The following is a 13069-nucleotide window of genomic DNA, read 5'->3' as shown; positions in this document are numbered from 1 at the left end:
GACTATTGGCCCGGCCGGGGCATTCTTATCGGGAAATAGGGAACCAGGCCCTCCGACACGGCGTCCCAATGCCCGGAGAAGCGATCACGCCCCGGACAATGGACGGTATGCCCCACGTCGACGTCCGTGCCGACCGGCGTGACTACGATGGACGCGACTCAAGGGCCCGGTAAGGCAGCTCAGCTGGTCGCCGCCCACATGTGGGCGCGCACACCGTCAACCCCACAAGACTCCGAGCCCGGGAAAGGCACCCCACCCCATGGCGAGCAACCTGTCGTTCATCGGCCGCGACTTGGCGATCGACCTCGGAACTGCCAATACGCTGGTGTACGTCAGGGGCAAGGGCATCGTCCTCAACGAGCCGTCCGTGGTCGCGGTCAACACCAACACCGGGGGCATCCTCGCCGTCGGCTCCGAGGCCAAGAAGATGATCGGCCGCACCCCCGGCAACATCGTCGCCATCCGCCCGCTCAAGGACGGCGTGATCGCCGACTTCGAGATCACCGAGCGGATGCTGCGCTACTTCATCCTCAAGGTGCACCGCCGCCGCTTCCTCGCCCGCCCCCGGGTCGTCGTCTGCGTCCCCTCCGGCATCACCGGCGTCGAGCGGCGCGCCGTCATCGAGGCCTCCCTGCAGGCCGGCTGCCGCCAGGTGCACATCATCGAGGAGCCGATGGCCGCGGCCATCGGCGCCGGGCTGCCCGTCCACGAGCCCACCGGCAACATGGTCGTCGACATCGGCGGCGGCACCACCGAGGTCGCCGTCATCTCGCTCGGCGGCATCGTCACCGCGCAGTCCATCCGGGTCGCCGGCGACGAGCTGGACAACGCCATCGTCCAGCACATCAAGAAGGAGTACTCGCTGCTCCTCGGCGAGCGCAGCGCCGAACAGATCAAGATGAGCATCGGCTCCGCCTTCGGCCTGGAGGGCGAGAAGGACGAGCACGCCGAGATCCGCGGCCGCGACCTGGTCAGCGGCCTGCCCAAGACCGTCGTCATCTCCGCCGCCGAGGTCCGCGAGGCCATCGACGAGCCGGTCAACTCGATCATCGACGCGGTCAAGACCACCCTCGACCAGTGCCCGCCCGAGCTCGCCGGCGACGTCATGGACCGGGGCATCGTGCTCACCGGCGGCGGCGCCCTCCTCCGGGGCATGGACGAGCGGCTGCGCCGGGAGACCGGCATGCCGATCCACATCGCGGAGAACCCGCTGGACTCCGTCGCACTCGGCTCCGGCAAGTGCGTCGAGGAGTTCGAGGCGCTCCAGCAGGTACTCGACGCGGCACCGCGCCGTTAGCAGAACCGACAGACCAGCAGAACCGACAGACCAGCCGAACCGACAGACCAGCCGAACTGGCGGGCCCTGGCCCGGGTCCACAGCCCGGGTCGGCGGCCAGGGGTACGAAGGGGCAGTACCAGCACCGTGAGGGACACACGAGAGAGCCGGCTGCTGCTCATCCTGCTGGTGGCCGTCGCCTTCGCACTGATCACCGTGGACATCAAGGGCGGTGAGAGCTCCCCGCTCGGCGGCGCCCGGCGCGCGGCCGCCGCCGTCCTCGGCCCGGTCGAACGCGGCGCCGCCACCGCCGTCGACCCGGTCGCCGACACCGTCCGGGCCTTCCGCGACGCCGCCTCGCACAACGGGCGCACCGACCAGCTCGCCCGCGAGAACACCGAACTGCGGCAGAAGCTCGCCTCCTCTGACATGGCCGGCGGGCGCACCAAGCAGCTCGACGACCTGCTGCGCACCGCCGGCGCCGGCGGATACACCGTCAAGGCCGCACAGACCATCGCGATCGGTCCGGCCCAGGGCTTCTCCTGGACCATCACCATCGACGCCGGCAGCGACGACGGCCTCACCCGCGACATGACCGTCATCAACGGCCAGGGCCTGGTCGGCCGGATCACCACCGTCGCCCCGACCACCGCCACCGTGCTGCTCGCCTCCGACCCCGGCTTCACCGCCGGCACCCGGCTGGAGGGCACCGGCGAGATCGGCTTCGCCGCCGGCGGCGGCACCAGCGCCATGAAGGTCTCCCTGCTCAACGGCAAGGCCCAGGTCAAGGAGGGCGACCGGCTGGTCACCTTCGGCTCGCAGAGCGGCCGCCCGTTCGTCCCCGGCGTCCCGGTCGGCAAGGTCGTCCAGGTCGAGGCCAACCCCGGGCAGCTCACCAAGACGATCCTGGTCGAGCCCTTCGTCCAGTTCACCCGGCTCGACCTGGTCGGCGTGGTCGTCGTCCCGCCGCGCACCGACCCGCGCGACGCGGTCCTGCCGCCCGCCCCCGCACCGGCCGCCCAGGGCCAGGCCGCCCCGGCGGCGCCCGCCGGGCCGGCCGTCCCCGTCGTCCCCGCCGCCCCGGCCGCCGTCCCGCCCGCCAAGCCCACTGGGGGGAACTGAGCCATGCGCCTCGCCCGCATCCCCGTCTCCGCCGCGCTGATCCTGCTCGGCCTGCTGCTCCAGGTCAGCGTCTTCGGCCGGCTGCAACTGCCCGGGGCCACCCCCGACATACTGCTGCTCGTGGTTGTCGGCCTCGCCCTGGTCTACGGGCCCACCGGCGGCTGCCTGGTCGGCTTCGCGGCCGGCCTGCTCGCCGACCTCGCCCCGCCCTCCGACCACGCCATCGGCCGCTACGCGCTGGTGCTCTGCCTGATGGGCTACGCCGCCGGGCTGCTGCGCCCCGAGCACGGCCGGCAGCGCTCGGTCGCCGGCGCGCTGCTGGTGGTGGCGGGCGCCGCGATCGCCTCCACCCTGCTGTACGCGATGGTCGGCGCGCTGGTCGGCGACACCGCCGCCCGGCACGTCGGGCTCGGCCAGCTGGTGTTCACCGCCCTGCTCTACGACCTGCTGCTCGCCCCCTTCGTGGTGCCCGCCGTGATGCTGGTCGCCCGCCGCTTCGGCAAGGACCCGCTGTCCGTCGCCGAGGACGACGAGGGCGGCCCCGGGCTCGGCAGCCTGGCCCGCTACCGCACCACCCGCGACGCCGCGACCGGCGGGTCCTACCGGAAGAAGCGCCTGCTCGGCGCAGGGAAGCGCCCGTAGCCCCCGTCCCGCCCCGACCAGCCCGCCCGCCCTTGTTCTGTTTTGGAGCGCACGAGACGTGAGCAACATCCCCGAGACCGGCCGTACCCGGCGGGTGACGATCCGTCTGGTGGTGCTGCAGATCCTGGTGCTCTCGCTGCTCGCCACCCTCGGCGGGCGGCTGTGGTACCTGCAGATCCGCAACGCCAGCGTCTACACCGCCAAGGCGACCGGCAACCACATCCGCGAGGTCGTCGAACCGGCCGTGCGCGGCGAGATCCTGGACGCCTCCGGCCGCATCCTCGCCGGCAACGAGACCAAGCTGGTCGTCTCGGTCAGCCGCACCTCGCTGCTCCAGCAGAAGGACGGCGGCAAGGCGGTGCTGACCCGGCTCGCCGAGGTGCTCGGGATGCCCGCCAAGGACGTCCAGGAGAAGGTCCGGCTCTGCGACGCCAAGACCCCGCAGCCGTGCTGGAACGGCTCGCCCTACCAGCCGATCCCGGTCACCAAGGAGGCGACCACCCAGCAGGCGATGCAGATAATGGAGCGCCGCGAGGACTTCCCCGGGATCACCGCCCAGCCGACCGCCGTGCGCCACTACACCGGCGTCGAGGGCGCCAACCTCGCCCAGGTGCTCGGCTACCTCTCGCCGGTCACCGACGAGGAGGTCTCCAAGACCGCCGACAAGGCGGGCCTGGACCGCTACCTGCCGGCCGACCAGATCGGCCGCGCCGGGCTGGAGTCCGTCTACGACCGCGACCTGCGCGGCACCGCCGGCATCACCAAGCTGGAGGTGGACAACCTCGGGCGGGTCATCGGCACCGCCGACCAGGCCGCCCCGCAGACCGGCGACAACCTGGTGACCAGCATCGACGCCCGGGTGCAGAAGGTCGTCGAGGACAACCTGGCGCAGGCGATGGCCGACGCCCGCAAGACCTTCGACAAGGTCACCAACCGCAACTACGAGGCCGACTCCGGCGCCGCGGTCGTGATGGACGTGCACACCGGGCGGATCGTCGCGATGGCCAGCGCCCCCACCTACGACCCCAACCTGTGGCAGGGCGGCATCAGCGGCAAGGACTACCAGGCGCTGACCAGCAAGGATTCCAACTTCCCGCTGCTGAACCGGGCCATACAGGGTCAGTCGGCCCCCGGTTCGACGTTCAAGGTCATCTCCACCACCGCTGCCGTCCAGGCCGGCTACTCGCTGGACGGCCGCTACGACTGCCCGAAGAGCATGACCATCGGCGGGCGCGAGTTCAAGAACTTCGAGAGCGAGAGCTTCGGGGCGATCTCCCTGGAGCGGGCCCTGGAGGTGTCCTGCGACACCGTCTTCTACGGCCTGGCGTACGACCAGTGGATGAAGGACGGCGGCATCAAGCCGAAGAAGGACCCGGGCGACTGGTTCTTCAAGACCGCCCACGAGTTCGGCCTCGGCGCCAAGACCGGCGTCGACCTGCCGAGCGAGGTCACCGGCCGGGTGCCGGACCGGCAGTGGAAGCAGTCCTTCTACGACAACAACAAGGACGCCTGGTGCAAGCAGGCGGAGAAGGGCGGCAACAGCTTCTCCGACCAGATCGCCCGGGAGAACTGCGTCGACGGCTACCAGATGCGCGCCGGTGACGCCGTCAACTTCGCGATCGGCCAGGGCGACACCCTGGTCACCCCGATCCAGATGGCCCGGATCTACGCGGCGCTCGCCAACGGCGGCACCTTCTACCGTCCGACCATCGCCAAGGCCGTGATGAGCCCGAGCGGGGAGCTCGTCCGCGAGATCGCCCCGCACGAGGACGGCCGGCTGCCCGGCGACCAGAAGCTGCTCGGCTACATCGACCAGGCCACCGCGGGCGTCGTCACCGGCGGCACCGCCGCCTGGAAGTTCACCGGCGCGGGCTGGCCGCAGGGCAAGATCGAGCTGCACGCCAAGACCGGCACCGCCGAGGTCGAGGGCAAGCAGACCACCTCGTGGCTGACCACCTACAGCCGCGACTACGCGGTCGTGATGACGATAAGCCAGGGCGGCACCGGCTCCGGCGGCTCCGGCGACGCGATCCGGCGGATCTACCAGTCGCTGTACGGCGTCGACGACAAGGGCAACGTCGACCAGGGCAAGGCGCTGCTGCCCACGCCGCAGGCCGAGCTGCCGAAGTTCAACCCGGACGGCACCGCGATCATCAAGCCGGCCTCGTTCGGCGGCGGCGCGGCGGCCGGCGACCCCGGGGTGAGCGGCGACTCGCCGCGGGTCTTCCTGGACCCGGCGCAGCCCGGCGGCGCCGCCCCGGTGCCGGTGGCGGCCGCGGCCCCGGCCGCCGTCGAACCCACCCGTTCCACCGGAAGGGGCCGGGCATGACCTCCTACGGCTCGTACCGCCAGCTGCGGCTCGTGCCGCAGCGCGGCGGGGTGCCCAAGTCGCTGGCCAAGGACTCCCCGCTGTGGCGGATCGACTGGATACTGCTGCTGGCCGCGGTGGTCCTCTCGCTGGGCAGCTCGCTGCTGGTCTGGTCGGCGACCCGGGGGCGCGACACGCTCACCCACGGCGACCCGCAGTACTTCCTGTTCCGGCACCTGACCAACGTCCTGATCGGGGCCGTGCTGTGCGCGGTGGTGATAGCGATAGGGAGCCGGCGGTTCCGGACGGTCGTGCCGTTCCTGTACGCCGGCGTGATCCTGCTGCTGCTGGCCACGCTGAGCCCGCTCGGCTCGACCATCAACGGCCAGCACTCCTGGATCCAGCTGGGCGGCGGCTTCTCGGTGCAGCCGGCCGAGTTCGCCAAGCTGGCGATCGTGCTGTCGATGGCGGTCGTGCTGTCCGACCAGGTGGACGCGGGGGAGCGGGAGTTCCCGGCGAACAGGGCGGTGTTCCGCGGGCTGGTCTGGGCGACGCTGCCGATGGCCATAGTGATGCTGATGCCGGACGCCGGCTCGGTGATGGTGATGGCCGTCATCGTGCTGGGCATCCTGCTGGCGTCCGGCGCGGCCAACCGCTGGGTGTTCGGGCTGATCCTGGCCGGTGTCGGCGGCTGCGTGGCGATCTGGAAGCTCGGGGTGCTGAGCAAGTACCAGATCGACCGCTTCGCGGCCTTCGCCAACCCGGCGCTCGACCCGTCCGGGGTCGGCTACAACACCGCGCAGGCCCGGATCGCGATCGGCTCCGGCGGGCTGACCGGCAAGGGCCTGTTCCACGGGACGCAGACCACCGGGCAGTTCGTGCCGGAGCAGCAGACCGACTTCGTGTTCACGGTGGCCGGCGAGGAGCTGGGCTTCCTCGGGGCGATGGCGATCATCGTGCTGCTCGGTGTGGTGCTGTGGAGGGCCTGCCGGATCGCCCGCCAGGCCACCGACCTGTACGGCACCATCGTGGCGGCCGGGGTGGTCGCCTGGTTCGCCTTCCAGGGCTTCGAGAACATAGGGATGTGCCTGGGCATCATGCCGGTGGCCGGCATCCCGCTGCCGTTCGTCTCCTACGGAGGCTCGTCGATGTTCTCGACCTGGGTGGCGATCGGGCTGCTGCAGGCGGTGCAGAGCCAGCGGCCGATAGCGGCCTGAGCGGGTCCGCGAGCGGCGGGGCCGGTCCGGGGGTCTCCCCGGGCCGGCCCTTCGCGTGTCCGGCGGCTACCAGGTGTCCCAGTGGGTGATCCGCGCGGTGTCCACGCGCGGGCCGGGGCGGAAGTCGGTGCCCAGGGTGTGGGCGAGCGGGACGAGCGCGGCCTGGGCGACCGTCTCGTAGGGGATGCCGAGCAGTTCGGCGGCCTCGCGCTCGTAGTGCAGGTGCGGGGTGGTCCAGGCGGTGCCGAGGCCGCGGGAGCGGGCGGCGAGCATGAACTGCCAGACGGCTGGGAGGATCGAGCCCCAGGTGTTGGCCTGGCCGACGTGGCCGGCCAGTTCGTGCCGGCCCTCGATCCGTACGCAGGGCACCACCAGGACGGGGACCTCGTGCAGGTGGTCGAAGAGGTGCTGGGCGCTCACCGCCAGCCGCAGCCGGCGGGCGGTGTCCTCGGTGGTGCGGTCCAGGCCGGTGCGGGCGACGGGGTCGCGGGGGTGGGTCAGGCCGAGCCGGTAGAGGCCGGCGAGGGCGGCGCGCCGGGCGGGGTCGGTGACGACCACGAAGTCCCAGCGCTGGCGGTTGCGGCCGGTGGGGGCCTGGGTGGCGAGGGCCAGGCACTCCTCGACCAGCGCCCGGTCGACCGGGCGGGTGAGGTCGAGGCGCCGGCGTACGGCCCGGGTGGTGGTGAGGAGCTGGTCGGCGGTCAGATCGAGCTGCGGCACGGCCGGTGGCCTCCGGGTTCGGTGGGCCGGCCGCGGGGCGGGGCGCCTCAGTCGGCCGGCGGGACGTCGAGGAGCTTGCGGGTGAGGCGGACCAGCGTCGCGCGCTCCTGAGGGGTCAGGGCGGCGAAGGCGTGGTCCAGGACCGGGGCCATGGCGCGTTCGGCCCCGGCGAGGGCGGCGGTGCCCTCCGGGGTGAGGGTGACGGCGTAGGCGCGGCGGTCGCGGGGGTGGCGCTCGCGGCGGACCAGGCCGGCGCCCTCCAGGGCGTCGACGCAGCCGACCATGACGCTGCGGTCGATCCGCAGCTGTTCGCTGAGCTCCTGTTGGGAACAGCTGCCGACGGCGGCGAGCATCTTGAGCACCAGGTGCTGGGGCACCGTGAGGGGTCCGCCGGAGAGCCGCTCGTCGATGGAGCGGGCGATCGCGGTGGTGGCCCGGCACAGCGCGACGTCCGGGCGGTCCAGGGTGAGGGCGGCGAAGTAGCGCCGCCGCTCGCCGCTGTCGTCCGCCCGGCTGGGGGAGGCGAGGCGGGCGGGCCTGGGGGCGGTGGCCATCGGGGCTCCTTCGGTGGTGGACGGCCAGCATAACGCTCCCCGGAGATTGTTTGACGGTAGATGATTTCTGTCGCTACGTTTCGGTGAGCATACGTGATTGCGGATCAGATTGTTGACCGACAGACGGATTTGGGGTGGGGCGATGACCGGGACCGGGCAGGCGGGGGAGCCGCGGGAGCAGTGGTTCGATCCGGCGGACGAACGGCTCGGCTGGGACGGCGTCTGCGGCTTCGAACGGGCCGGCGAGACCGTGCTGCCGCTGCGGATGCCGCGGGAACGGATCGCCACCGCGCTGAGCGACGACCTCGCCCGGCTCGCCGCGATGCCGGCCGGCGCCCGCTTCGCGGTGCGCACCGACGCGGACCGGCTGCTGCTGGACCTGGCGGCGGAGGCGGGCGGCGCGCCCCTGGACGTCCTCGCCGACGGCGTGCTCGTCGACCGGCGGCGGCCGCAACCCGGCCGCGCGCGCCTGGCCGTCGCCCTGCCCGGCGTCCTGGCCGACATCGAGGTCTGGCTCCCGCACCTGTCCCGCACTCGCCTCGCGGCCGTCGGGCTGCGCGGCCACCGGCTGCTCGAGCCGGTCGCGCGCACCGGCCCGCGCTGGACCGCCTACGGCAGCTCACTGACGCACGCGATGTTCCCGCACGGGCCCTCCGAGAGCTGGACCGCGCTGCTCGCGCGCCGGCACGGCTGGCGGCTGCGCAACCTCGGCTTCGCCGGGCAGGCCTACCTGGACCCGGTGGTCGCCCGGGTCGTCCGGGACACCCCCGCCGAGCTGATCACCCTGGAGATCGGCACCAACGCCTACCTCAGGTCGGCCTTTACCGCCCGCACCTGGGGTCCGGCGGTGTGCGGCTTCGTCGAGACCGTCCGCGACGGGCACCCGGACACACCGATCGCGGTGATCGCCGCCCTGCCGTCGGCGGAGCGGGAACACGCCGTCAACGCCGCCGGGTTGACCCTGGCGGGCGTCCGCGAGCTGACCGGCGCGGCCGTGCGGGTGCTCCAGCGGCTCGGCGACCGGCGGCTGCACCTGGTCGACGGGCGCGACGTGCTGCCGCTCGCCGAGGCGGACGGGGTGTACGCCGACGGCCTGCACCCGACGCCGGCCGGCGAGCACCGGCTGGCCGGCCTGGCCGAGCCGTTCCTGCTGCCGCTGCTCGCCGCTTGAAACGGCGCCCGAACGGCGCCCGAAACGGCGCTCGGACGGCGCTACCCGGGAGGCAGCAGGAGGTCGGCGGCGGCGAACACCGCCCGGGTCTGGTGGGCGACCTGGGTCTCCACCGGCACCCAGCGGGCGCCCAGCCGGTGCAGGCCCTCCAGGCTCGCCGCCGCGATCCCCCGGGCGCGCGCCCGGGCCGCGTCCGCCGCCGGGCCGCCGCAGTCCGCGAGCAGCCGCAGCAGCATCGAGGCGATCCGCAGCGGCACCCGCTCGGCCGCGATCCGCGCCGCGGTCACCCGGGACACCGTCAGCGGCGCGGAGGACCAGTCGGCCAGCCAGTCCTCCACCACCGGGCGGCAGACCGCCAGGTTGAACTCGACGGCGCGCAGCAGCGGTCCGTACGCCACCCCCGCGTGCGGCGGCACCAGCGGAAGCAGGGCGGCCAGCTCCGCGACCCGGCCGCCCAGCCGGTCGGCGCAGGCCCCGACGGCGGCGCGCACGTCCGGCGCGGGACGTGCGTCGCCGACCGCGTCGATCGCCCACATCGGCACCTCCAGCACCGCCGTGGTGCCGCCGTACCGGCCCGCGTACGACCAGGTGGACAGCTCCGGGCGGTCCGGCAGCGGCTGCCGGCGCCGGCCCGGCGCGGGCATCACATAGGTGCCGGGGGCCGGGCTGTTCCAGCCGACCGCGTCGTAGGAGTCGACGTCCAGCGGGATGCCGCCGCGCGCCACCGAGCGGGCGAAGCGGTCGGCCAGGCCCGGCAGCGGCCGGGTGAGCTGCGCGAACGCCCCGCCGAAGTCCACCCCGTGCAGCGAGCACTGGAGCACCGGCCGCAGCTCGTCGATCAGCCCGGTGAGCACCCGGCTCTCCGGCATCGGGGTCAGCGGGCCGTCCGGGTGCGGCAGCAGCTCCGGCTGCTCGTGGAAGGCCGGCCGGAAGAAGTGCTCGTAGTGCCGGGCCGCGGTGAGCGGTCCGTGCAGCCAGCCCTCGTTGAGCGCGGCGCCGTCCGGGTCGAGGCAGAGCAGGACGTGCCAGCCGACACCCGCCCGGGGCGGCAGCTCCAGCACCCGCTCGGCCAGCCGGACGGCGGCGGCCAGGCCGACGGGCTCGTTGGGGTGCGGCCCGCCGACGGCCAGCACCGTGTGCTCGCCCTCGTCCACCGAGAGCAGCACCAGCGGGCGCCCCGCCCGGGAGCGGCCCACCTCGCGGACCCGGCAGCGTCCGGGGTGGCGGCGGGCCAGCCGGCGGGCCGCGGCGATCGCGTGGGCCACCGTCGGATAGGTCCCGGTGCCGTGGCGAGGGGCTTCGGTACGGCGCGTCCGCCGGCCCGTGTCGGTCATGGCTCTCCTGTCCTCGGGGGGCGGGCGGGGCGGGGCGGCGCGGTCGGGGGCCTCGGCCGGGAGCGCGGCGCGGGGTCGCGCCGGGCCCTCCCGGCACGGCCGGTGCGCGCGCGGCCAACTCCCTCGTTCCGGGGACGCACAGGACCTTCCGGTGGAGCCTTGCCAGTACCGCACGCGCCGTCGGAGCGTGTCAACAGTCGTCGGGCACCCGCGGTGGGGCCGCGGTGGGCTCGCGGTCGGGCGCCGGTGGGGCCGCGTTCACGTGCCGGGATCCCCCGCCCGGGGCCTGCCGGGAAGCTGCCCGGGGCCCGCCCGGGGCAGCGGATCCGGGCCCTCGGCCGGGCCGGGACCCACGGCGGTTCGGCTACCCTTGAGGGTCACCCCTCCCAGCCGTCGCCCCCGCCAAGTGCGCGGCGGTCCCGAACGTCGTAAGGGTTCCTAGTACTCATGACTGTCGAATCGGTCTTCCCACGCCTGGAGGCCCTCCTCCCGCACGTCCAGAAGCCGATCCAGTACGTCGGCGGCGAGCTGAACTCGACCGTCAAGGACTGGGACGCCTGCGACGTCCGCTGGGCGCTGATGTACCCCGACGCCTACGAGGTGGGCCTGCCCAACCAGGGCGTCATGATCCTCTACGAGGTGCTCAACGAGCAGGAGGGCGTCCTCGCCGAGCGCACCTACAGCGTCTGGCCGGACCTCGAGGCGCTGATGCGCGAGCACGGCGTCCCCCAGTTCACCGTGGACGCCCACCGGCCGGTGCGCGCCTTCGACGTGTTCGGGCTCTCCTTCTCCACCGAGCTCGGCTACACCAACATGCTGGCCGCGCTCGAACTGGCCGGCATCCCGCTGGACGCCCGCGACCGGACCGACGAGCACCCGGTCGTGCTGGCCGGCGGCCACGCCGCGTTCAACCCCGAGCCGATCGCGGACTTCATCGACTGCGCGGTGGTCGGCGACGGCGAGCAGGCCGTGCTCGACATCACGAAGATCGTCCGGCAGTGGAAGGCCGAGGGGCGCCCCGGCGGGCGCGACGAGCTGCTGCTGCGCCTGGCGCGCACCGGCGGCGTGTACGTGCCGAAGTTCTACGACGTCGAGTACCTGGCCGACGGCCGGATCGGGCGCGTCGTGCCGAACGCCCCCGGCGTGCCGTGGCGGGTCTCCAAGCACACCGTGATGGACCTCGACGAGTGGCCCTACCCGAAGCAGCCGCTCGTCCCGCTCGCCGAGACCGTCCACGAGCGGATGTCCGTGGAGATCTTCCGCGGCTGCACCCGCGGCTGCCGCTTCTGCCAGGCCGGCATGATCACGCGCCCCGTGCGGGAGCGAAGCATCACCGGCATCGGCGAGATGGTCGAGCGCGGGCTCAAGGCGACCGGCTTCGAGGAGGTCGGCCTGCTGTCGCTGTCCTCCGCGGACCACACCGAGATCGCCGACGTCGCCAAGGGCCTGGCCGACCGCTACGCCGAGGACAAGATCGGCCTGTCGCTGCCGTCCACCCGCGTCGACGCCTTCAACATCGACCTCGCCAACGAGCTCAGCCGCAACGGCCGCCGCTCCGGCCTCACCTTCGCCCCCGAGGGCGGCAGCGAGCGCATGCGCAAGGTGATCAACAAGATGGTGTCGGAGGAGGACCTCATCCGCACCGTCGCCACCGCCTACGGCAACGGCTGGCGCCAGGTGAAGCTGTACTTCATGTGCGGCCTGCCCACCGAGACCGACGAGGACGTGCTCCAGATCGGCGAGATGGCGAAGAACGTCATCCAGAAGGGCCGCGAGGTCACCGGCCAGAACGACATCCGCTGCACCGTCTCCATCGGCGGCTTCGTGCCCAAGCCGCACACCCCGTTCCAGTGGGCCCCGCAGCTGTCCGCCGAGGCCACCGACGCCCGCCTGGCCAAGCTGCGCGACTCGATCCGCGGCGACCGCAAGTACGGCAAGAACATCGGCTACCGCTACCACGACGGCAAGCCCGGCATCGTCGAGGGCCTGCTCTCCCGCGGCGACCGCCGGGTCGGCGCGATCATCCGCGCGGTCTACGAGGACGGCGGCCGCTTCGACGGCTGGCGCGAGCACTTCTCCTACGACCGCTGGATGGCCGCCGCCGAGAAGGGCCTGACCGGCACCGGCGTCGACGTCGACTGGTACACCACCCGCGAGCGCGGCTACGAGGAGGTCCTGCCCTGGGACCACCTGGACAGCGGCCTCGACAAGGACTGGCTCTGGGAGGACTGGCAGGACGCCCTGGAGGAGGTCGAGGTGGACGACTGCCGCTGGACCCCGTGCTTCGACTGCGGCGTCTGCCCCCAGATGGACACCCACATCCAGATCGGCCCCACCGGCAAGAAGATGCTCCCGCTCACCGTGGTGAACAAGTAGTCAGGTGAGATGAATTGCCCTCGCCGGGTTCCTCGGCGAGGGCAATTCGCGTTCCCGGCCTCATCGATCGGGCCAGCCTCGGGCCGAGGTGGGGAATGGCGAGGATTCGCATGGAACTCGACGATGATGATCTGGCCCTGGCCGCGGACCTGCTGGGTACGTCAACGGCGTCCGAGACCGTGAACGCGGCGCTGTGGAGGGTCGTCGATCAGGCTACGAGGAGTGAGGCCGGCGGGGCAGCGGGTGAAGTTCCTGGGGTCGGTCCGGGCACGTGACGTGTGCCCGGGAGATGGGGGCGGGGCGAGGGGTGGGCGGGGGCGCGTACCCTTTGAGGAGACAGCGTCCGGAC

Annotated in this window: 11 protein-coding genes; 8 read left to right on the top strand and 3 right to left on the bottom strand. The window is 73.0% G+C overall.

The genetic code is table 11. The features are described 5' to 3' along the window. Window positions 1–271: 271 nt before the first annotated feature. The 5 genes from ACFCLZ_RS13405 (at window position 272) to rodA (ending at window position 6565) form a co-directional block, all read left to right on the top strand. The gene (locus tag ACFCLZ_RS13405) at window positions 272–1297 is read left to right on the top strand and encodes a rod shape-determining protein (RefSeq protein WP_355372351.1); all 1026 of its coding nucleotides are present in this window, start codon (window positions 272–274) and stop codon (window positions 1295–1297) included. 126 nt (window positions 1298–1423) lie between these two features. Then, window positions 1424–2398, top strand: a complete 975-nt coding sequence (gene mreC, locus ACFCLZ_RS13400) for a rod shape-determining protein MreC (protein ID WP_380285129.1) — start codon at window positions 1424–1426, stop codon at window positions 2396–2398. Between the two features lie 3 nt (window positions 2399–2401). Further along, entirely contained in the window at window positions 2402–3040 is a 639-nt protein-coding gene (mreD, locus tag ACFCLZ_RS13395) for a rod shape-determining protein MreD (RefSeq protein ID WP_380285128.1), read from the top strand. Between the two features lie 58 nt (window positions 3041–3098). Then, window positions 3099–5369 (top strand): penicillin-binding protein 2, encoded by a 2271-nt coding sequence (mrdA, locus tag ACFCLZ_RS13390; protein WP_380285127.1) that lies wholly within the window; start codon window positions 3099–3101, stop codon window positions 5367–5369. After that, complete coding sequence (gene rodA / locus ACFCLZ_RS13385; protein WP_380285126.1) at window positions 5366–6565, top strand: rod shape-determining protein RodA; 1200 nt, start codon at window positions 5366–5368, stop codon at window positions 6563–6565. The genes mrdA and rodA overlap by 4 nt, the downstream gene beginning before the upstream one ends. 66 nt (window positions 6566–6631) lie before the next feature. On the opposite strand, the gene ACFCLZ_RS13380 is transcribed toward rodA, so the two are convergent. After that, window positions 6632–7285 carry a nitroreductase family protein gene (locus ACFCLZ_RS13380; RefSeq protein ID WP_380285125.1) on the bottom strand — a complete coding sequence of 218 codons (654 nt, stop codon included), beginning with the start codon at window positions 7283–7285 and terminating at the stop codon, window positions 6632–6634. 47 nt (window positions 7286–7332) lie between these two features. Next, on the bottom strand, window positions 7333–7839 hold the full coding sequence (locus tag ACFCLZ_RS13375; RefSeq protein ID WP_380285124.1) for a MarR family winged helix-turn-helix transcriptional regulator: 507 nt from the start codon (window positions 7837–7839) through the stop codon (window positions 7333–7335). A 142-nt stretch (window positions 7840–7981) separates the two neighbouring features. On the opposite strand from ACFCLZ_RS13375, the gene ACFCLZ_RS13370 reads away from it, so the two are divergent. After that, window positions 7982–9010 carry an SGNH/GDSL hydrolase family protein gene (locus ACFCLZ_RS13370; protein ID WP_380285123.1) on the top strand — a complete coding sequence of 343 codons (1029 nt, stop codon included), beginning with the start codon at window positions 7982–7984 and terminating at the stop codon, window positions 9008–9010. A 41-nt stretch (window positions 9011–9051) separates the two neighbouring features. Here the strand turns inward: ACFCLZ_RS13370 and ACFCLZ_RS13365 are convergent, their stop codons facing one another. Beyond that, complete coding sequence (locus ACFCLZ_RS13365) at window positions 9052–10344, bottom strand: M14 family zinc carboxypeptidase (RefSeq protein WP_380285122.1); 1293 nt, start codon at window positions 10342–10344, stop codon at window positions 9052–9054. 447 nt (window positions 10345–10791) lie between these two features. Here ACFCLZ_RS13365 and ACFCLZ_RS13360 point away from each other — a divergent pair, with 447 nt between their 5' ends. Then, window positions 10792–12720, top strand: coding sequence for a TIGR03960 family B12-binding radical SAM protein (locus ACFCLZ_RS13360; protein ID WP_380285121.1), 1929 nt, complete (start codon window positions 10792–10794; stop codon window positions 12718–12720). A 110-nt stretch (window positions 12721–12830) separates the two neighbouring features. Further along, window positions 12831–12995: a hypothetical protein gene (locus tag ACFCLZ_RS13355; RefSeq protein WP_380285120.1), complete on the top strand. Its 165-nt coding sequence runs from the start codon at window positions 12831–12833 to the stop codon at window positions 12993–12995. Window positions 12996–13069 lie beyond the last annotated feature (74 nt).

The organism is Kitasatospora purpeofusca (assembly GCF_042691725.1).
Classification (GTDB): Bacteria; Actinomycetota; Actinomycetes; order Streptomycetales; family Streptomycetaceae; genus Kitasatospora; species Kitasatospora purpeofusca_B.
This window is presented reverse-complemented; position numbering and strand designations above follow the sequence as displayed.

Coding starts and splice junctions, on each gene's coding strand:
- ACFCLZ_RS13370 (WP_380285123.1), top strand. CDS start 7,982: ATGACCGGGACCGGGCAGGCGGGGGAGCCGCGGGAGCAGTGGTTCGAT.
- ACFCLZ_RS13360 (WP_380285121.1), top strand. CDS start 10,792: ATGACTGTCGAATCGGTCTTCCCACGCCTGGAGGCCCTCCTCCCGCAC.
- ACFCLZ_RS13375 (WP_380285124.1), bottom strand. CDS start 7,839: ATGGCCACCGCCCCCAGGCCCGCCCGCCTCGCCTCCCCCAGCCGGGCG.
- ACFCLZ_RS13355 (WP_380285120.1), top strand. CDS start 12,831: ATGGAACTCGACGATGATGATCTGGCCCTGGCCGCGGACCTGCTGGGT.
- ACFCLZ_RS13365 (WP_380285122.1), bottom strand. CDS start 10,344: ATGACCGACACGGGCCGGCGGACGCGCCGTACCGAAGCCCCTCGCCAC.
- rodA (WP_380285126.1), top strand. CDS start 5,366: ATGACCTCCTACGGCTCGTACCGCCAGCTGCGGCTCGTGCCGCAGCGC.
- mreD (WP_380285128.1), top strand. CDS start 2,402: ATGCGCCTCGCCCGCATCCCCGTCTCCGCCGCGCTGATCCTGCTCGGC.